The organism is Paenibacillus sp. 05T425 (genome assembly GCF_056396205.1).
On record NZ_JBFTLA010000004.1, the window covers coordinates 244,285 to 265,755 of the forward strand.

Annotated in this window: 19 protein-coding genes; all 19 read left to right on the forward strand. The window is 41.3% G+C overall.

Annotation, left to right across the window (positions count from 1 at the left end):
• Window positions 1-18: 18 nt before the first annotated feature.
• Window positions 19-1,089: a mannose-1-phosphate guanylyltransferase gene (locus AC1DF0_RS10085; protein ID WP_477573857.1), complete on the forward strand. Its 1,071-nt coding sequence runs from the start codon at window positions 19-21 to the stop codon at window positions 1,087-1,089.
• Window positions 1,076-1,873, forward strand: coding sequence for a glycosyltransferase family 2 protein (locus AC1DF0_RS10090; protein WP_477573858.1), 798 nt, complete (start codon window positions 1,076-1,078; stop codon window positions 1,871-1,873). The genes AC1DF0_RS10085 and AC1DF0_RS10090 overlap by 14 nt, the downstream gene beginning before the upstream one ends.
• On the forward strand, window positions 1,870-3,048 hold the full coding sequence (locus AC1DF0_RS10095; protein ID WP_477573859.1) for a glycosyltransferase: 1,179 nt from the start codon (window positions 1,870-1,872) through the stop codon (window positions 3,046-3,048). Before AC1DF0_RS10090 ends, AC1DF0_RS10095 begins: the two co-directional genes overlap by 4 nt.
• Window positions 3,049-3,849 carry an ABC transporter permease gene (locus AC1DF0_RS10100; protein WP_477573860.1) on the forward strand — a complete coding sequence of 267 codons (801 nt, stop codon included), beginning with the start codon at window positions 3,049-3,051 and terminating at the stop codon, window positions 3,847-3,849.
• Between the two features lie 18 nt (window positions 3,850-3,867).
• Window positions 3,868-5,193, forward strand: a complete 1,326-nt coding sequence (locus AC1DF0_RS10105) for an ABC transporter ATP-binding protein (protein ID WP_477573861.1) — start codon at window positions 3,868-3,870, stop codon at window positions 5,191-5,193.
• Window positions 5,194-5,221: 28 nt separating this feature from the next.
• Window positions 5,222-6,514 carry a hypothetical protein gene (locus AC1DF0_RS10110; protein WP_477573862.1) on the forward strand — a complete coding sequence of 431 codons (1,293 nt, stop codon included), beginning with the start codon at window positions 5,222-5,224 and terminating at the stop codon, window positions 6,512-6,514.
• 23 nt (window positions 6,515-6,537) lie between these two features.
• Complete coding sequence (locus AC1DF0_RS10115) at window positions 6,538-8,457, forward strand: glycosyltransferase (protein ID WP_477573863.1); 1,920 nt, start codon at window positions 6,538-6,540, stop codon at window positions 8,455-8,457.
• A 24-nt stretch (window positions 8,458-8,481) separates the two neighbouring features.
• A complete protein-coding gene (locus tag AC1DF0_RS10120; protein ID WP_477573864.1) occupies window positions 8,482-9,537 on the forward strand; it encodes a glycosyltransferase in 1,056 nt (351 codons plus the stop codon).
• A gap of 10 nt (window positions 9,538-9,547) precedes the next feature.
• Window positions 9,548-11,707: a glycosyltransferase family 2 protein gene (locus AC1DF0_RS10125; RefSeq protein WP_477573865.1), complete on the forward strand. Its 2,160-nt coding sequence runs from the start codon at window positions 9,548-9,550 to the stop codon at window positions 11,705-11,707.
• A gap of 37 nt (window positions 11,708-11,744) precedes the next feature.
• Window positions 11,745-13,025, forward strand: coding sequence for a glycosyltransferase (locus AC1DF0_RS10130; protein WP_477573866.1), 1,281 nt, complete (start codon window positions 11,745-11,747; stop codon window positions 13,023-13,025).
• Between the two features lie 21 nt (window positions 13,026-13,046).
• Window positions 13,047-13,790, forward strand: a complete 744-nt coding sequence (locus AC1DF0_RS10135; RefSeq protein ID WP_477573867.1) for a sugar phosphate nucleotidyltransferase — start codon at window positions 13,047-13,049, stop codon at window positions 13,788-13,790.
• Complete coding sequence (gene rfbC / locus AC1DF0_RS10140; protein WP_477573868.1) at window positions 13,791-14,363, forward strand: dTDP-4-dehydrorhamnose 3,5-epimerase; 573 nt, start codon at window positions 13,791-13,793, stop codon at window positions 14,361-14,363. It begins immediately after the preceding gene.
• Window positions 14,364-14,372: 9 nt separating this feature from the next.
• Complete coding sequence (gene rfbB, locus AC1DF0_RS10145; protein WP_477573869.1) at window positions 14,373-15,395, forward strand: dTDP-glucose 4,6-dehydratase; 1,023 nt, start codon at window positions 14,373-14,375, stop codon at window positions 15,393-15,395.
• Window positions 15,392-16,252 carry a dTDP-4-dehydrorhamnose reductase gene (gene rfbD / locus AC1DF0_RS10150; protein WP_477573870.1) on the forward strand — a complete coding sequence of 287 codons (861 nt, stop codon included), beginning with the start codon at window positions 15,392-15,394 and terminating at the stop codon, window positions 16,250-16,252. The genes rfbB and rfbD overlap by 4 nt, the downstream gene beginning before the upstream one ends.
• A 7-nt stretch (window positions 16,253-16,259) precedes the next feature.
• Window positions 16,260-17,204 (forward strand): glycosyltransferase family 2 protein, encoded by a 945-nt coding sequence (locus tag AC1DF0_RS10155; protein ID WP_477573871.1) that lies wholly within the window; start codon window positions 16,260-16,262, stop codon window positions 17,202-17,204.
• Window positions 17,205-17,280: 76 nt separating this feature from the next.
• Entirely contained in the window at window positions 17,281-18,687 is a 1,407-nt protein-coding gene (locus AC1DF0_RS10160) for an undecaprenyl-phosphate glucose phosphotransferase (RefSeq protein WP_477573872.1), read from the forward strand.
• Window positions 18,677-19,633, forward strand: coding sequence for a glycosyltransferase family 2 protein (locus tag AC1DF0_RS10165; RefSeq protein WP_477573873.1), 957 nt, complete (start codon window positions 18,677-18,679; stop codon window positions 19,631-19,633). The genes AC1DF0_RS10160 and AC1DF0_RS10165 overlap by 11 nt, the downstream gene beginning before the upstream one ends.
• 124 nt (window positions 19,634-19,757) lie before the next feature.
• Window positions 19,758-21,206 carry a cardiolipin synthase gene (cls, locus tag AC1DF0_RS10170; RefSeq protein ID WP_477573874.1) on the forward strand — a complete coding sequence of 483 codons (1,449 nt, stop codon included), beginning with the start codon at window positions 19,758-19,760 and terminating at the stop codon, window positions 21,204-21,206.
• Window positions 21,207-21,281: 75 nt separating this feature from the next.
• Window positions 21,282-21,470, forward strand: coding sequence for a hypothetical protein (locus AC1DF0_RS10175; protein ID WP_442051294.1), 189 nt, complete (start codon window positions 21,282-21,284; stop codon window positions 21,468-21,470).
• Window position 21,471: the final 1 nt, after the last annotated feature.

Sequence of the window (21,471 nt, forward strand, 5' to 3'; positions counted from 1 at the left end):
GTATAGGAGTGGATCCAAATGAATAGATTTGCGGTGATAATGGCTGGTGGCGGAGGAACGCGCTTCTGGCCGTTATCCAGGCAGAATAAGCCCAAACAGCTCCTAAATCTTAGCGGCAACGATATAATGATTAATGACACCATTCTCCGATACGAGGGCATAATCTCGGTTGAGAACACCATGATTGTGACCAACCAAACTCAAGCTTCGCTTGTTGAAGAAATATTATTGGACAAGGTTCCTCGCAATAATATTTTACGGGAGCCGGTCGGTAAGAATACTGCGGCGTGTATTCTATACGCTGCTTTGGTCTTGGACAAACTGTATAAGGATTCCGTAATGGTTGTACTCCCCTCTGACCATTACATTACGAACGAAGAAAGCTTCAGGACGGTACTCGATAAGGCTTGTCTTCTTGCAGAAGAGAAAGACAAACTGATCACAATTGGAATTAAGCCAACCTTCCCATCAACGGGATATGGTTATATTAACTTTGATAAAAGCAATTCATTAGACGAAGCGTTTGATGTGTTTGAGTTCGTCGAGAAGCCTAATTTTGAGAAAGCCAAGATGTATTTTGCATCCGGGAATTACGTGTGGAATAGCGGAATGTTCGTGTGGAAAACGAGTATTATTATCGAGAACTTCCGCAGATATCTTCCTAGACTGTACAAGAGTTTTATGCAAGTGTATGAGCATATAGGGACTGATAATGAATGGGAAGCTATTTCGGAGATGTATCCCACTCTGCAGAATATTTCTATAGACTACGGAATTCTTGAGAGAAGCGATGAAGTCATTGTCGTTCCTGGAGATTTTGGTTGGAATGACGTCGGAAGTTGGGACGCGCTAGGGAGTATTTTTTCGCCGGACGATGAAGGTAATATCGTGAAAGCTAAGCATCTCGGTCTCAAAACTAAAAATAGCATTGTCTTTGGAAACGAACGATTGATTGCGACAATCGGTGTGGATAATCTAATCATTGCGGAAACAAACGACGCCTTGCTTATCTGTTCAAAAGATAATGCACAAGAAGTGAAGAGCATGGTAGATATGCTCAAAGAGCTAGGTATGAATGAGTATGTCTAACAAGTTTCTAGCAAAGCCGATTAAGAAAATTCAGCAATATGGTTTATCCAAAATATTTTATAAGGCATACAAAGCAATAATGTATCGATATTACATGAGAATGCTGAAAACGTTGATAGAGACAGGTACTGATGTAAGTACAAGGCTCGATAGTATATTTCCTCATGCACTCGCTTGTAAAGATGGGAATTCACCGGTGCGTAAAGTTTGTGCCAAGGTTAGAATTATTGTGGTGAATGAGGAAATTGGTGGGGAGTCGAAGAGTTGCGTCGCTTCTATCACCGAGCTCACCGAGTGTAGTGAGGAGATAGAATATGAGCTCTTGGAGATATCCTCCACCGATCCATTAGGTTCTCCGAGGGCTGTTAATCGTGCAATACAAGCGGTAGATTGTGAAAATATCCTATTGATAAGCAATCGCTATGTAATTACGAACCCCGAATGGCTAAGAGAAATGATCCTGCTATTAGAAGCATTCCAGGCTGGGGCAATTGTAGTAGCCGAAAGTGTTTCCGAAAATAGCAGGGGGGTGGCAATTCTATCCGACGAGCCGATCTGTATGATGATAAAGAAACAATTGTTTCAAGCTCTTAATGGACTGAATGAATTGTTTGTTTCGTTAGACGCGGTTTTAGACCTCTGTCTACGAGCGAGAAGTAAAGGGATACCTATTAAGGTGACATCAAAGGCGATCATCCGTGCCATTAATATTCAAGCGCCTTCAACAGTGAACCAAATGGATCGGTCGCTTATGGTTGATCGTTGGGGAGAGCATTTCAAGTGAATATACTATTTGTAAACTATCACGACTTTTCCAGTAATAGCGCTATTCATATCTATCATTATGCGAATCACTTGGTAGAGAGAGGACTGGATTGCGGTGTTTGCGTACCACGAAATAAAGAGTCGATCGAAGTAATAGGTACGGCTAAGTTCGCTATTTATAATTTTCGCGATTTGAAAAAGATTAAATTCCGCAATGGTGCTGGACCAGACCTGATTCATGCTTGGACGCCGAGAGAGATAGTCGGATCGTTCACTAAGAGGATTGCCGAACATTACGTCTGCCCTTATATCGTTCATCTTGAGGACAACGAGGAAGCCATAGTAGAAGCTAAATACAAAATTAAAGCAGAACATTTGCGCGAGCTCCCAGAGAAAATAATTACACGCTTAATGGACAAACACTATTCACATCCCATTAAATATAAGGAATTTCTGAATGGTTCGAACGGTGTTACTACTATAATTCAAACGCTGTTGGAGTTTAAGCCATCTCAAATACCCGGCAAAGTAGTTTGGCCTGGATATGATAAAACGTTATTCTATAAACGTTCAGTGGATATCGCTTTAAAAAAGAAGTTAGGGATTCCGGATGGATATCATACAATCGTTTACAGTGGTAATGTTCATCATTCTAATCAAAATGAAGTTTACAGCCTTTACCTTGCGGTAGCGGCGTTAAATAGAAAAGGCATCCACGTAAAGCTTGTCCGAACAGGACGAGATTTTGTTCATTTTAAAGACTCTGTCATTAGTAGTGCGGGCGATTGCTTTGTCGAATTGGGTTTTATCGAGCGCGAGATGCTTCCGAAGGTGCTTTCTCTAGCCGATGCTTTCGTGCAGCCGGGCAAATCCGATGCATTTAATGATTACCGTTTTCCATCTAAGCTTCCGGAGTTTTTTGCGATGGGGAAACCTGTTATATTACCGAATACCAATATCGGGCATTATTTAACCGAGGGCAACAACTGCATCCTCTTACAGGAAGGAAGTGCAGTTGAGATTGCGGATAAGCTCGAATTCCTGTTGAAAGATGGTAATCTTCGCGAGAGGATCGGGGAGAACGGAAGGTTATTTGCGGAAAACCACTTTGACTGGTCGATAAACACTGAAGTTTTATATGAGTTCTATCGTCAAATTATTGCAACGGATAGAAATTCTCGGGGGACAACATAAATGAAGAAGATTGAACGGTTATTCAAAGAATTATGGAAGAGCAGAGTTTTAGTATGGAGCTTTGCTCAAAATGATTTTAAGACACGTTATTCTGGATCCGCTCTAGGAATCATTTGGGCTTTTATTCAACCGGTTATGACACTCCTAACCTTTTGGTTCGTATTTCAAGTGGGTTTTCGTTCGACCGCCATGTTGGATGTGCCTTTTATTTGTTGGTTTGCTGCAGGGTTAATTCCGTGGTTTTTTTTTGCGGACGCTTGGGGGAGTTCGGCCAATTGTTTCGGAGAATACAGCTATCTTATTAAGAAAGTCGTATTTAAAGTTAGCTTGCTCCCCCCTATAAAAGTCATTTCAGCAACTTTTATACACGGAGTATTTATAGTAATTCTCCTTCTTATTTTTGCTGTCTATGGATATTACCCCGAGATCATTTACATTCAATTATTGTATTATTCTTTTTGTATGGTTCTTTTGGTAACGGCGCTTACTTATATAACAGCTACTATTGCTCCCTTCTTTAAGGATGCAACGAATATTGTCACGATTGTCGTGCAATTTGGAATGTGGCTCACTCCGATTATGTGGCCGTATACAATGGTTTCTGAGAAATACCAAGCCTTTTTCAAATTGAATCCGATGTATTATATTGTAGAAGGCTATAGAGACACCTTAATTAATCACGTATGGTTCTGGCAACGTTATAATCAAACGGCATGGTTTTGGTGCTTGACGCTCTTATTATTTGTTGTGGGTGCTGGCTTTTATAAAAAACTAAAACCACACTTTGCAGATGTACTTTAGTAAATGAGGTGTAAGTGAATGAACAATGACTTTGCGATAAAGGTCGAAGCTCTCTCTAAAATTTATAAATTGTACAACAAGCCGATTGACCGTATGAAGGAGTCTCTAAACGTATTCTCAAAAAATTATCATCAGGAATTTCATGCGTTAAATGATATTTCATTTGAAATAAAAAAGGGCGAGTCTATTGGCATAGTTGGAAAAAACGGATCGGGCAAATCAACTTTGCTTAAAATTATTACTGGGGTATTGACGCCGACGAATGGATCCGTTCAAGCAAATGGCAAAATATCTGCTTTATTGGAGCTGGGGGCGGGTTTTAACCCAGAATATACAGGAATGCAAAATATTTATTTAAATACAACGATGATGGGGTATACCAGAGAAGAAGTCGAACAAAAGGTGCCTGCGATTATTGAATTTGCGGATATCGGCGATTTTATTAATCAACCAGTCAAAACATACTCAAGTGGCATGTTCGTAAGATTAGCCTTCGCCGTCGCAATTAACGTAGAGCCAGATATTTTAATTGTTGATGAAGCGCTATCTGTTGGGGATATGTATTTTCAAGCAAAATGTATGAGTAAAATGAATGAAATTATGAACAAAGGAACTACAATTTTGTTCGTAACGCATGATATTAACACGATTAAGGTTTTATGTGATAGATGTATTTACTTGAAATCTGGAGAAATGTGCGCGATTGGCGAAGCTTCGGAGATAGCGGATTTATTCATCAAAGAATTAAGAGATGAATCGCTCAATCGCAACCAGTCAAACTTATTTTTCAGTTTAGTAGGCGAAAAGGTTGTTAAAAATAATGATGTCAAAAAAAGTGGTGAATTAAAGTTTAAAGATAACGCAGAGTTCATCGAGAATACTAAGCAATTTCGTCATGGCAGCGGAGAGGCAAAAATCAAGTATGTCGAACTGCTTGACGACTCCTGTAAACCTATTGCTTATGCTAAATTTAACCAAAAAATCAGAATTAGAATTTATGTTGAGTTTTTCGAATCGATTGAAGCAGTAGTTGGCTATTTTATTAGAGATGACAAAAATATCGAGATATTGGGCAGCACAACAAGGTTTGAAGAGGTTGGCATTATCGATTTCCATTCTGGCCAGAAGGTAATTATCGATTTCACAACGCAATTACCTTTAAAAGATGGGACGTATAATATAACCGCACAAGTCACGAAGCCGGTTATTCCGAATCAAATGGCGCATTACTATGATTACGTTGAAAATACGGTTGTATTCGAAGTTATGCAAAGAGAAAAGATAAGATTCAGCCCTGCAAAAGTATACATTAAAAACAATGTTGAGATTTATAAAGGTCTATAATATTTGAGTATCGATATGAGGTGTTATTTTGAAGCAGCTCTTGCTACACATCGGCTTGCCTAAAACAGGAACTTCAGCTCTTCAGACTTTTCTAGCAAACAATCAAGAGGAGCTAGTAAATAGCGGAATATTATATGATCACTTCGAAGCTGGGAACTATGGAGTTGCTCATTATAACTTTGTACGAATCTTGCTAAGTGATTTTGAGAAAAAGTGTAATCATGAACACGATCTTTCGAATACACGACAGTTTTTCTCTCAAATGGTCCAGTCTATGGAGCAAAAGCAATGCCAGAAGTCGATTATCTCTGTTGAGACTTTAGGACAATTGGGACCAGACCTTCTCTTTACTCATATCAAGTACGATCAGCATAAGACGTATGAATTTGAAAAATTTAGTATTGAAACTATATCTAAAATAGCTTTTGAATTTAATCTAGAGGTAAAGGTAGTATTTTATGCAAGAAGACAGGATTATCGAATTGAATCTTGGTACAACCAAATGCTTAAGGACGGATATGAAAAATTAATAAAGAAAAAAACAAATATACTTAGCTATTTTGAGGAATGGAAAGATTGGTTTGATCTATATAAGCTTTATGAGAAATGGGCGGCAGTATTTAGAAAAGAAAACATTATTATTAGAGTGTATGAGGCACAACAACTAGATGGCGATATTATTAATGATTTCTTTACGCATATCTTGCAATATAGCGACCATAAAGATTGGAATGTTCCCCTTAAAACAATTAATAGTGAGAACACCAGGTTAGGCAGAGACGTTCTTGAATATAAACGAATCATCGATAAAATCGACCATCCGAACTCCGATAGAACCATGACACATAATATGCATCAAGTCTCAGAAAGCATGAGGAACAGGGACGCATATGTACCGTTTTTATCGCCGCAAGACAGCAAGACAATCTTGAAATATTACGAAGCGAATAATCAAAAGCTTGCGGACATTTATTTTAAAGAGAAAGGGAGAGAGTTGTTTCTTGAACAGTTGCCTAGGGACGAGGGAAAGTATACCCCTTATGAAGGGTTATCGATAAATAAGTCGATCGAAATATCCGAGAGACTGCGGGCGTTAGAATACTCACAGATGCAGGCTAGCTTGGTGGAGTATAAAGCTGAGCAAGACGCAAAATACAATTATATGATGAATGAACTGCAGTCTGTCACTTCGAAAATGGAATCATTGATTCAAGAGAATATAAGACTTGCGGAAAGAATGACGGGATTTGAACATCTTGTCGCTACTAGATCATTGAGTATGAGAGTCAAAAACAAAATCAAGCATCTATTTTTAAAATAGACTAAATAAGCAAGGTGATTTATTTGAAAATTGCGCAATTAAATACTCATGATGCGGGTGGCGCAGGCAAAGCAGCATATAGATTGAATAAGGCATTAAACTTGGTCGGCGTTGAGAGTAAGCTATTCGTTAAGCACCAGACTTCACAGCAAGACGATGTTATTAAACTTGCAACTCCTGAAGTAGATAATAAGCTTTTTAATGAAATTGCGAATAAGTATTTTTATCGAAATATTAAAGATGGAAACACGATTTCTTCACTTATGTACCCTAGTGTTGGGTTTGAATTTCTCGATTCGCTCCATGAGTACGATGCAATCAACTTGCATTGGATTTCAATGTTTATATCAATAGAAGCAATTATGAAATTAAGAAGTTTGGGTAAACCTTTAATTTGGACGTTGCATGACCAGAACCCATTTACTGGAGCTTGTCATTATACGCACGGTTGTGAAAAATACAAGAACGATTGTAGTCATTGCCCACAGCTTCGATATAACCCATACGATATTACGAAACAGATACTGAGAGCTAAAATCGACCATCTGCCCAAGGATGTTACGATTGTAACACCGAGCCAATGGCTGGCAGAAAGCGCAAGAGAAAGTTCCGTGTTTAAAAACAATAGAATTGAAGTTATTTCGAATTCTTTAGAAACGGACATCTTTAAGCCCTATGATAAATTAGTTGCCAGAAGAGAATTCGGTATAAAGGATAAAACCAAAATCATCCTCTTTGGAGCTCAAGACCATAAGGAACGAAGAAAAGGATTTAAACATTTAATAGAATCCTTAAGTTACCTTAAACAAAATGAGTATATAAAATCTTTGATCGCCAAAGATGAGCTGTGCATTTTCACTTTTGGTAACACATCGGAAGCACTTGATGATTTGGGACTTCCTTATAAAGCATTTGGTTACTTAAATGATGATCACTTGCTCGCCAAAATCTATTCAGCATCCGATGTTCTCGTATTGCCTTCCGAAGAAGATAACCTTCCCAATCTCATGTTAGAAAGTTTATCTTGCGGTACACCTGTTGTTGCATTTGATACTGGTGGAATCAAGGATACGATAGTTAATCATGTAACAGGTTTTTTGTGTGCTCTTGGTGATACGCAATCTATGTCTCGTCACATTCTAGCTATCCTTAACGGCGAAAGTGGAATATCGGAAATTGATTGTCGCGAGTACGCAGAGCAACACTTCCGGCTTGAAAAGCAGGGAGATAAATATAAATCGCTCTATATGGAACTAATCAAACATTCATACAGTACTTATGAAGCAGCTATTCCACGAATTTTACCTGGTTTGTCTCAATCGATTGCGGATTATGCAATAGATGTCAGTTACGAATTGCATAACGAGTTGAACAGGGTTGAGGAATCGTATCTATCTGTTAGCTCGGAAAAAAAAATTGTTGCCATCGAGCGCGATTCATTAAGAAATGATATTGAAAAACTGCAGATAGCACTTGATCTCAATCATTCTGAGCAAAAACTATTGGTCACGAAATACGATGACTTGAGCGCAGAAAGAGATACCGTCGTTCATCAAAATAACAAATTAAATTCAAGAATTAATGAACTGGAAGCGGAGAAGGAAAGATTGGATCAGGAAAGAATTGCAGCAATTCAAAGTGCAACGAATGACAGAGAGAAATTGAACCAAAAAGTATCATTTCTTCTGGACGAAATCGGTGTGTTGATTCAAGATAAACAAGCAATTAAGAATGAAATCAATTCCATGGTCTATGTCAATGCTCAAGCGTTAAGCGAAAGAGAACTCATACATCATGAGTTACAGTTGATATACAATTCAAGAGCATGGAAGTTGACCAAATTAATAAAACGCGGATTCAAATTTGTGAAAAGAACCATAAAGTTTTTATTGCCTTATGGAGTATTACGAATATATCAAAAGCAAAAAATGAAGAACGGATAATTCTTGGGTGAAAGTGAGTTGTTTATGGATAAAATCGTTGTGATCGGCCACTCCTATCACGAAAAGACCAAGTCAAACGCGTCAATTCTTGAGTTGCTGCAAAGTAAATATGAGGTGGAATTAATTTATGACGACAGCTGGCAAACAGGGTTAGAACCAGATGTAAGCCATATCAACGAGACATATCGGGCAGTGGTTTTTTGGCAAAATATTTCGCCGCAAATGCTGACTAATATAACATGCAGTAATGTGATTTATTTTCCAATGTATGATGCCGTTTGGGATCAAGGCGAAGACTTTTGGTATCCGCTCCGTAATATAAAAATCGTTTGTTTTAGCTCTACGTTGCATAAGAAGCTTATGGCTTTAAATTTTAATGCATTTTATATTCAACATTTCCCTGAAGCGGATACCTTTCAAGAATTAGATCATATATCAGTTTTCTTTTGGCAGAGAAGAAATGAGATTACGTGGCATACCGTAACTAAGCTGATAGAGATTACGGAAGTCGAGTCCATTCATATTCATAAAGCTGTAGATCCATATCAGCAATTTGTGTCACCAACCGAGAATGAAGTTGCCGAATATAAGATCACCTTTAGTGACTGGTTTGAAAGTAAAGATGATTATAGAAACACAATGAAATCAAAGAGTATTTATATTGCGCCAAGACTTAGAGAGGGTATCGGTTTTTCTTTTCTTGAAGCAATGGCTATGGGGAAAGTTGTAATAGCCGCCGATAATCCAACGATGAATGAATATATTGTTCACGGAATAAATGGATTTTTATTCGATGTTAATAATCCTCAACCCATTGAAATGAATAATCTAAAGGCAGTTCAAAGGAACGCCCATGAAACGGTAGTAGCAGGGAGACACAAATGGAATCTTAACAAAAATCAAATTATTGATTATATAGAAGCGCCTTCACGTGCTTTTAGAAGAAGTAAGAAGCTTGTGTTGAAAGCAGCACTACGAAGAGCGGTCACAATCGTTAAGAAGTCAATAAAGCAAGTCACACCATATGGATTCATATGGTGTTATAGAAGGTTTATTAAAGGTCTTAATGAGCCGTTTTAGGAGCGAGAAGATGAAAATATTGTATTTGACGGATCGTAAATTCGAAAATGACATCGTTGAAGAAATGCTCCGGCAGGTTGGCGACGTGGAGCTGTTTCAGTATTCGGGTCTGACTTTAAAAGTCAATCCAGAAGATTATGAGACCGTAATCGCTCGCGGATTTCAAGCCTACGTGCAAATGCGGAGCTCAATACGATCGTATCAAAATATTGTAGTTGTGCCCGACTTATGTGATTTGGCAGATCCCGGGCTGCCTCATGTTATTGAAAGTAATAAAAACCTAAAAATATTATGCTTATCGAGTAGCATTTATAGTAAATTTTCGGAATCCCATTGCAATTGTTTTTATATTCAGTATTATCCAAAACCAATTGGACAATCAATCGAGAAGCATAATTCCGAGATCGAAGTTATTTTCGAGTCTGAAGAAAGCATGTCAATTTCGACAATGACTTATTTATGTAAAAACATTCGTAGCATTGCATCTTTCAATAAGCAAGACATGCAACCTTCTGGACTAGAACACCCCCATATCTATATTGCGTCAACTAAGCAATCTCTATTTGAGCTTGATTTTATTAGACAGATGAACTTGGGTTGTTGTGTTATTGCTCCGAACATTGAACCCTATAATCAATACATTTCGAACGGTACATCGGGGTATTTATATAACCCGCATGACGTTCATCCCTTGCAAGTAGATGAAAGCGTCGATCTTGATAGGATAGGTTACCGTGCACATGAATCTACGATCAAGGGGTATCAAAGATGGGCAAGTAATTATACGAATTTGGTAAAGTTTATTAAGAACGAAGAGTACGAAGGCAGAATTAATCTGATGTGGGAAACGGCTAGCAGGGAAGATAAGAGCGGCAATAAACCTAAAGTATCTGTCGTTACGGTTTGCAGGAATGCGGAGCTTGAATTGGAAGATACGATTCTAAGTGTCATAAATCAAAACTATTCCAATTTGGAATATGTAGTTATCGATGGAGCCTCCACTGATGATACAGTTAATATCATTCGAAAATATGAATCTCATATTAATTATTGGCACTCAAAACCAGACTCGGGTGTCTATCCAACGATGATTGATTCACTAGATCATGTAACTGGTGATTGGGTTATCTTCATGAATGCGGGGGATTCTTTTGCATCTAGTGATGCGCTCTCTAGACTGTTTGATCATGTTCCCCCGGAGACAAGCATAGTCTACGGCCATCATATCTATTCAAGAGAAGATGGTATCGATGAGGTTCATTATGCAGCGGATTTTGACATCACATGGCGCAGATTGCAAAATGGATATTTAAACTATGATTGGTTTGCTGGAATGCCCTGCCATCAAACAGTCGCTGCAAAAGTTGAAGTACTACGGAAATATAAATTCGATAGCAATTTGAATATCGCTGCAGATCATGATTTTTACTTTAGAGTCAAAGAGGCAGGTCATCGCTTCTACAACTCTAATGAGGTAGTATCCATTTACGTTGGAGGAGGGCTTTCAGCACAAAGGCTCTCTACTTGCTTACAAGAATGGGAGACGATTGCAAAGAAATACGGTAATATCGAGGCGGCGAATATTTTTTATACTAAATTTCGCAATGAGCTATTCCCATCCAATCAGGCGCATAACCGATCATTTGTCGCGATTATAAAGAGTTGGAGTAAGAAATCGCCATTATTATCAAAATTGATTTCGAGATATAAAGACTATATTAAAAGGAAAAGGGTATCAGAGTACGAGTACTGGGCTAACCTTGAGGACGGTATCATGCTTTTCAGAAGCGGAAGGCCTTCTTTCGTTAAGACAATGAGTGGATTTGATTCAGCTGAAGGCTGGGGAAGATGGACGACAAAGCGCAAGACAAAAATTGAACTAAAGTCGGCATTACCTAGAAAGTTTGAACTTGCAATTAAAGGATACGCTTTTGGTCCGAATGAAGGAGAAGCTGCTGTTGTAAAAGTAGGAAGAAAAAAATACACCTTTACAATGAACGGCTCATCTTCGATTACCTACACGTTGGTTGTAGATAACCTAGGGGACTCGAATGTGATAGAAATACGAAGCCGGTTCGTGGTGTCGCCTTACAAGTTTTTCAACAATCAATCGAATGATAAGCGGACGCTAGGGCTGGCAATTGAGCAAATCGGCATTCATCCATTATAGTATTTGAGGGACCACATTAAGAGCGGGAGCGGCCAAAATGAAAGAAATAATATACATCGTTACACCCTGCAGAAATGCAGAGAAAACCATTAGCGAAACCATCGTCAGCGTGGTTGGGCAATCCGGTGATTTTTATATCAGATATCACGTTCAAGACGCACAATCCACTGATGGAACAGTAAAAGTGCTTGAATATTGGGAAAAAATGCTGAACGAAGGGATCTTTCCAGTTGCTTGCCGGGGGGTTGAGTTTACTTTTAAAAGCGAAGCGGATGGTGGACTCTATGACGGCATTAATAAAGCTGTTAAGTTTATGATGATGCAAAATAACCATTTCATGACTTGGATTAATGCAGATGACATCATCGTTCCCGGCGCATTTTCAACGATTATTAAGATAGGAAATTCACACCCAGATGTCAAGTGGGTAACTGGTAAGCATTGTTATTTAAGTGAGGATAATACGTTAATATACGAGGAGAAAAGCATTTCTTATCCGACTTATCTTATCAGCGAAGGCTATGCTGAAAATAGATTTTGGACTTTCTTGCAGCAAGAAGGAACCTTCTGGAAAGTCGACTTATGGAATGTAGTTGGGGGAATTAATTCAAAGTTGAAACTTGCAGGCGACTTTGATTTATGGATGAAATTTGCGCAGCGGGAAACATTATGGCAATTAAACGGGCCATTAGGTATCTTTAGAAAAAGAAAAGGCCAATTGTCGGAAAATTTACAAGGATATTGGGATGAAATCGATACGATTAGAAGTTATGAGGAGAGAGAAGAAGAATGGGGGAAAGCCATAACTAGAACTTATGATGGAGAGCCATCATTAAATGTACTTTCGTCGAAAATTCAGTATAATATGTCGGACAAAGCTTATGTAAAAACGACTGAACGAATAACGATAGACAACGCTCCATTGCATGCCATACATCGTAAGTTCTTCACAGGGTGGAGAGCGCTAGAGGGTATTAGTTATCCCGAATCTTCCTCCGACCGTGATTATCCTGTCATCCAATGGGGGATTGGATCTTCGTCATCTATTGTTGCAAAATCCACGAAGGCACGTACTGCAATAATAACTATGGAAGTTCAATCATTCTTCGAAGATCAACGCATAACGGTGATTGTAAATGATAAGGTCGTAGACAGAGTGCGGATAGAATCGATTAACCAATTCCATACATTTGAGTTTCACATCGATCTATCTGAAGGGGAAAATCGGATAGATATTCACTATGATAAATATTTCAGAGCGAACACGAGTGACCCAAGAGAATTAGCATTGCTATATCGAATCTTAAGGATAATATAACTGAAACCGGAAGTGGTCCATATGAAGGGTATCATATTAGCTGGTGGAACAGGATCGCGTTTATATCCGCTGACCAAAGTTACAAACAAGCACCTGCTCCCCGTGGGAAAATATCCGATGATATTTTGTGCCATTGCTAAACTGAAAGAAGCCGGTATCTCTGAAATTCTCATTGTTACAGGTAAAGATCATATGGGTGACGTCGTTAACCTGCTTGGAAGCGGAATAGATTTCGGATTGAATTTTACATACAAAGTTCAAGATGAGGCAGGAGGAATCGCACAAGCGCTCGGTCTGTCGGAACAGTTCGTGAATGGCGATAAGATGGTAGTCATACTTGGTGATAATGTTTTTTTCGATTCAATCGTCCCTTATGTTCATAATTTCTCGAAGCAACAAACTGGAGGCAAAATTTTGATTAAAGAGGTACATGACCCTCAGAGATATGGTGTTCCAGAATTGACAGGAAGTGTAATAGCATCGATCGAAGAAAAGCCAAGTATGCCTAAGAGTAACTATGCGGTCACCGGCATCTACATGTATGACAGCAGCGTATTCGGATTTATTCGGGATTTGAAGCCTTCGCTGCGCGGCGAGCTTGAGATTACGGATGTTAATAATGCTTATATCGCGACCGGTAATCTAACCTATGAAGTAATGCAAGGCTGGTGGACGGATGCCGGAACTCACGCTTCATACAGTCGAGCAAATGAGTTGGCGAAAGATATCGTTTATGGCGAGCATTTCGGCAAGTTTAAAATGTAAATGGCGGTGAATGATTTGAGGATTGAAAATACGACTCTATCAGGTGTTAAGCTGATCAATCCAGTTGTTTTCGAAGATAGTCGAGGTTTCTTTATGGAGAGCTACAACTTCATGAAGCTTTCACAGCATGGAATCGAGTCTGTCTTTATACAAGACAATCATTCATTATCGGTAGAGACTTTTGTTATTAGGGGGTTGCACTATCAGATAGAGCCATTCGCTCAATCTAAGCTCGTTAGAGTAACTTCGGGTGAGATATATGATGTTGTTGTTGATATTAGAAAAGGCTCCCCTACCTTCGGTAAATGGGAGGCTTTTGTTTTGTCAGGGGCTAACAAACGCCAGTTATTTGTTCCTAAGGGTTTTGCTCATGGTTTTTGCACGCTATCCCCCAATACTGAAGTACAATACAAAGTGGATGCTCCATATTCTCAGGAACATGACCGAGGTATCGCCTGGAACGACCAGGCATTAGCTATTGATTGGCCAACATCCAACCCTATAATGTCGGATAAAGACGGGATTCAGCCTTTATTCGCTGATGCAGATAGCAACTTTGAATACGAAGGGTGAGCATAAATTGTGAAACTGCTTGTAACGGGTGGAGTAGGATTTATTGGAAGTAATTTTATAATATATATGTTGCGCAAATACCCAGCTTATCGGATTATTAATGTTGATGCGTTGACCTATGCTGGAAATCTTGAGAATTTACGCGAAGTGGAGGAGCATCCGAATTATCGTTTCTTGAAAGCAGATATAGCGGAGCGCGGAGAGCTGGAGACGCTATTCGAAAGTGATATAGATGCGGTTATAAATTTTGCAGCAGAATCACATGTGGACCGGAGCATTCTGCAGCCTGATATTTTCGTGCGAACGAACATATTGGGTACGCAGGTATTACTTGATCTCGCTAAACAATATAAAGTTGGTAAGTTCGTACAAGTGTCAACGGATGAGGTATATGGAACGCTTGGAGATACAGGGATGTTCACGGAGGAAACACCGCTTGCCCCGAATAGTCCCTATTCGGCTAGCAAGGCAAGTGCGGATCTGCTTGTTAGAGCCTATCATGAGACGTTTGGAATTGACGTGAATATTACGCGTTGCTCGAACAATTATGGGCCCTATCAGTTTCCCGAGAAGCTGATTCCGTTAATGATTCAGAACGCGCTGAACGATAAGCCGCTGCCTGTATACGGGGATGGATTAAACATACGTGATTGGCTATATGTAGAGGATCATTGCAGTGCAATTGATCTTGTTCTTCATCAAGGTAAAAGCGGGGAAGTATATAATGTAGGCGGTTGTAATGAACGCAACAACTTACAAGTTGTCCGCACCATATTGGAGGCTCTTGGCAAGCCGGAGTCGCTGATCACTTATGTAAAGGATCGTCTCGGACATGATCGTCGCTATGCTATAGATGCAGACAAGATACGGCGTGAGCTTGGTTGGCAGCCCAAGTATGATTATGAGAGTGGTATCAGATCTACGATCGATTGGTATCTCTCCAACAAAGAATGGATGGAGCAGGTTGCAACCGGCGCGTACCAGCAAAATTATGTGACGCATTACCAGGAACGTTTGGAGAATCGAACATGACAGCAAAAGCTCCAAAGGTTAAAATTGTTGTAACTGGAGCGGGCGGGCAGTTGGGACGAGAGTTGGCAGAGTGGGACGCAGATAACATCCTCATCGTAGGTGTGACGCGAGAGGAGCTAGATATAACATCTGCCAAGCAGTGCCGAGCGGTTTTGGAGCAACATAAGCCGGATGTGGTGATACATTGCGCTGCATATACTGCAGTTGACAATGCGGAGACTGAACCGGATGTTGCCTATCTCGTGAACGAGCAAGGAACTCGCTATGTAGCTGAGGCAGCAGCAACTGTCGGCGCGAAGATGTGCTATATTAGCACCGATTATGTGTTCGATGGAACCGGTAATACGCCGTACCAAGAACAAGATCAGACGAATCCTCAAACGATATACGGTAAGTCCAAGCTAGCAGGTGAGCGTGCTGTTCAGTCCCTAATGGAACGATATTTCATTGTTCGTACATCTTGGGTATACGGGCGGTATGGCAATAACTTCGTGAAGACCATGCTTAAGCTGGCAGGGGAGCGGGAACAGCTGACTGTTGTTGCGGATCAGGTAGGATCGCCAACGTATACGTATGATTTAGCTGCCTTTCTAATCCAATTAGTTCAATCTGAGCAATATGGTATCTACCATGCCTCTAATTCAGGCAACTCTTCGTGGTATGAATTTGCTAGAGCTATATTCGAAGAGAGTGGTAAGAAGGTGACGGTAGTGCCATGTACGACGGCGGAGTTTCCTCGTCCTGCGCCTCGACCTGTTTACTCTATTATGGCGCATGGCGCAATTCTAGCGAACGGGTTTCATGAGCTGCGACCGTGGCGGGAAGCTTTACAACATTATTTAAAGAACGGCGAGTGATCGAGAGATGGCGTCCGTCAGCATCTGTATTGTTACTTATAATAGTGCGAGACATATTGTAGATTGCTTAAATGCGCTTCGTGAGCAAGTGCATCCGATCGAGCGCATTGTCATTGTAGATAATGCCTCAAGGGACGATTCCTGCAAAATCATAAGAACGTATCAGGATACCGCTATACAAGCATTACCGATACAGCTTATAGAAAATAACGTAAATAACGGGTTTGCTGGTGGTCAGAATCAAGCTATAAAAGCATATGAAGCCGACTACGCAGTCGTTCTGAATCCCGATGTCACGCTTCAGCCGTCGTATATTTCCGACATTATTGCTGTAATGGGTCAGCATCCGCATATTGGAAGCGCAACGGGGCAGTTGTTGTTGGCCAGTGACCGTGCTGTTATAGACAGCACGGGTCTAGCGCTGAGCCGATCGAGGCAAGCGACAGATCGAGGGATGGGGGAATCTGCAGCTTTCTGGGAGCAGTCAGGTGATGTCTTCGGCGTATCAGGCGCAGCCGCCATCTATTCTCGTCGCATGATAAATGACATCTCACTCGAGGGGCAGTTCTTCGACGAAACATTCTTTGCGTACAAAGAGGATGTGGATGTGGCATGGCGCGCCAGACGACTAGGCTGGCGCTCTTATTATGTCCATACAGCGAGGGCTCTTCATGGGCGGGGCTGGAAGAAGGAAGGTAGGAGCGCCATTCCGTTATTCGTGCGGCAGCATTCTTATATGAATCGGTTCTATACGCTCATCAAGAACGAGCCGCTTGGTTGGCACTGGTTCGGAATACTGCCACTTGTCGCAGGGGTGGAGGTAGCGAAGCTAGGTTATATCATTGTCCGCGAGCCAGCCATGCTCGGATGTTTTCCGAGATTACTGCGTACTTTTCCATCTATGATGAGGAAAAGACGACGAATCAATCAGCAGGCCAAGTTAAAAAAATAGGTTGGTAGTTTCCTTCCATTTTGCTACAATGCAGATAGAGTCGAATTCTAGTAGATTGCGGGTGAGTCTAAAGCAAATGATCCGACAAAATCAGCGATTTCTGACACAGCTCTATATGCTGACTGACCTATTTATTACGTTAATCGTTTTTTTGATAGCCTATTGGCTTAAGTTCGAGAGCGCATGGCTTCCGTATAATGCCTCTGTTCCGTTCAAAACGTATCTGCTCTGGGGAACGATATATTCTTTTGCGACCGTATTAATTGGAGTCTACTTGCAATTCTATGCGCCTAAGAGACGAAAAGCATTTTCTTATGAATTACTTAAAGGGCTCCAAGTGCAGTTGATAAGTTTCCTCGGCTTGCTGAGCTTATTATATTTCGTCAAAGAAGTACACGTCTCTCGGGAATTTCTGATCATTTTTATTTCTATGAATATAGTAGCTGTTTCTTTCTATCGATTCGTACTTAAGAGGGTATTAATCTCATTCCGCCGCCAAGGATTCAATAAGAGGTATATTGTAATTCTAGGTGCGGGTTCTGTTGGTCGTAGATTCTATGATAATTTGCAAAATAATCCGGAGCTCGGTTATGAGGTTATTGGTTTCCTTGATGATTTTCAGTCGGGGCATGCGCCTGAGCATCGGTATATGAAGCCGATTATAGGGAGACTTGACGAGCTGGAGCAGACCATAGATGGGAAGACAGTAGACGATGTTATTATAGCTCTGCCATTAGCTGCCTACGGAAAGTACAGTGAAATTATATCCATTTGTGAGAAGTCGGGTGTCAAAACGCTTATTATTCCGGATTTCTTCGATGTGCTGCCAGCAAGGCCGTTCTTCGATAACTTCGCAGGCATTCCTCTCATTAACGTAAGGGATGTTCCGCTTGATGAGTTAAGTAACCGAATTATGAAGCGTTGGTTCGATATCTTGTTCTCGCTTGCTGCGATTCTTGTAACGTCTCCGCTTATGCTGTTCGCAGTGATCGGCATTAAGCTGACGTCGCCTGGTCCTATTCTATTCAAGCAAGAGCGGATGGGGCTTGACCGCAAGTCCTTCCATATGTATAAGTTCCGTTCCATGCGCCTATCGTCTGGCAAAGACTCGGATACCCAGTGGACGGTGAAGAACGACCCGCGCCGTACGAAGTTCGGAAGCTTCCTCAGGCGTACAAGCCTGGATGAGCTCCCGCAGTTTTTCAACGTATTGTTAGGACATATGAGCGTTGTAGGTCCTCGTCCGGAACGTCCTTATTTCGTTAATCAATTTAAGGAAGAAATTCCGAAATATATGATTAAGCATCAGATCAGACCGGGAATCACGGGTTGGGCGCAGACGAACGGTCTGCGTGGAGACACCTCGATCGAAGAACGTATCGTTCACGACATTTTCTACATCGAAAATTGGACATTCCTATTCGACATCAAGATTATTTACAAGACGGTGCTGAAGGGCTTGATAAATAAAAATGCTTACTGAGCAACAATCGATTTGTCGCGTGTCCGTCATTATTCCTACATTAAATGCAGGACCTGATATACATATTCTTTTAGAAAAGCTTAAGCAGCAAACGTTTCAGCCCTATGAGATCATCGTGATTGATTCTGAATCGGCCGATGGAACACCGCAGGCAGCGGAGAAAGCGGGAGCTAAGGTCATTACGGTACGCAGAAGCGAGTTCGACCATGGCGGTACACGCAATATGGCTGCTGAGGCAGCGGAAGGTAATATTCTACTTTTTATGACGCAGGACGCTGAGCCGCTGAATGAGCATATGATCGAAAAGCTTGTTCACCCGCTGCTGGAAAAGGATAAGGTTGTTTACGCTTATGCCAGGCAATGTGCAAGACCAAGCGCGGATGTTCTCGAGAAGCTGGCAAGACAATATAATTATCCGGAACACTCGCAATTAAAGTCGTTTGAGCATGTGAATCAAATGGGAATAAAGACGTTTTTCTGCTCCAACGTATGCGCGGCGATTCGTAAAGATACGTTCGAGGCGATGGGGAAATTCCAAGCGCCGGTTATTTTCAATGAAGATTTGTTTATGTCGGCCCGCTGTATCCTTTCCGGCTTCAAGGTTGCATACTGTGCGGAAGCGATCGTCTATCATTCCCATAACTATTCGATCATGCAGCAGCTGCGCCGCTATTTCGATAACGGAGTATCAATGAGTTGCAATTCATGGATGCTGCCTTACAGCGGTGTGGGCAAGGCCGGATCGGGTCTTGTGAAGCAGCAGCTTAAGGCTTTGCTTAACTCACGCCAATGGCTGCACATTCCACGGCTTATTATTGAATCTGGAGCGAAGCTAATCGGCTACAAGCTCGGTTTACATTTCAGGTCGTTACCGTCTTTTATAAGAAGAAAGTTAAGCATGCATGCACGAATTCTTGAAAGATACATCGAACATAACGGAGTTTGATTGGTAAGAGCTTTGCGGTCATTTATGACTGTGGGGCTCTTTTTTTTTTCGAACAAGTCGTATACTGCCAATAGCTCACGCCCAAACTACATACAGAGAAATAATATGTTAATGGAGGGTTAAGATGGCCGCTTGGCTCGGTTGTCTAGTTGCGGCACTGTTGCTGTATATTTTGTTTTTGGCCGTAATTATGCTAATGGAGCATAGGAGGCCCTCGCAGATGACCGCTTGGCTGCTTATTGCTTTAGTATTCCCTTATGTTGGTTTTCTAGCTTACATTATGGTTGGTCGTGACTTTAGAAATCGTAAGATGGGGAGGAAATTCAAGAGTTATCACAGTTATCCTTCACCTATACCTGAGCCGCAATCCTCATCGCATAATCAAGTGCATCGCATCGAGGAAGTGGACAACGCAGAACTGGTCAACCAAAGGAACCTGTTCGAATTATTGTCGACGATGACACCTTTTGCAATAAAAGCAGGTAATCACTCGGAAATATTAACGAATGGGGAAGCAACGTTTGAAGCAATATTGAAGGCATTGAGCGAGGCTAGGCATCATATTCATATGGATTATTATACGATCCGCGATGACGGCATTGGAAGGCGATTTCTTAACATGCTCATTCGCAAAGCACGGGAAGGTGTAGAGGTAAGGATCGTGTATGACGGGATCGGGAGTCTGCATATAAGCGAGAATTTTTTGAAAGACCTGCACAATGCGGGCGTTCAGACGAGCTGTTTTTTGCCGCCGCGGTTTGCATTCTATGAACGTCGTCTTAATTATCGGAATCATCGCAAAATCGTAGTCGTAGACGGTCTTGTTGGTTTCCTGGGCGGTATTAATATCGGTGATGAGTACTTAGGCAAAGATAAGCGTCTTGGCTTTTGGCGCGATACGCATATTAAGCTGCAGGGCAACGTCGTACATGATTTGCAGCAGTTGTTTCTTAATGATTGGGCCTTTGCCTCCAAGGAGCAGCTGGACGTGCAGCGCTATATGCCAGTGGATTCGTACTCGGGCAAGGAGAATGTGCTTATCGTTCCAAGCGAGCCGGGCCGCAACGATCAGAAAATATTAGACGTAACATTTGCCGCCATTAATGCGGCGAGGTCGCGTATTTGCATATCTACACCCTATTTCATCCCCGATCCAAGTCTTGTGATGGCATTACGAACAGCAGCGCAAAGCGGCGTAAATGTCTCACTCATCATTCCGGGAATCGCCGATACGAAGATTGTGCTGTTGACGACGTTATCGTATGTCCAAGATATGCTGGACGCAGGCGTGAAGGTTTATCGGTATCAGAAAGGCTTCATTCATGCCAAGGTGATGATCATCGATCAAATGCTCGCTTCAGTAGGTACGGCGAATATGGATATGCGAAGTTTTTACAGTAACTTCGAGCTTAATGCACTGCTGTTCGATCCGGATGCGATAGAAAGGTTATCAATCGATTTCAACGAGGATCTAAAGCAGAGCCGTCAGGTGCTTGCCCAGCAATTCACTAAAAGACCTTGGAAGCAAAAGGCGGCTGAATCGCTTCTCCATATGCTGTCGCCGCTCCTGTAACAGATGAATGGAATGCGGACTAAACGGGCATATTTTGCGAGTAACACTTTATAACCTTCTTAGGAGGCGAGCCGAATGGGCGATACGAACAATGAGGCGCAGCAAGCGGCAGCCGAGCCGCAAAACGAGGGCAGGGACGATTATTTTATGGACATTGACAGAATGGTGAATGAGGGCCTTGGCGGCGGCAACGTAACGATTCAAGGCGGTCTTATCGATGAGACGACAATTGATACGATGGAACCGGAGCAGAGAGGGGATTAAG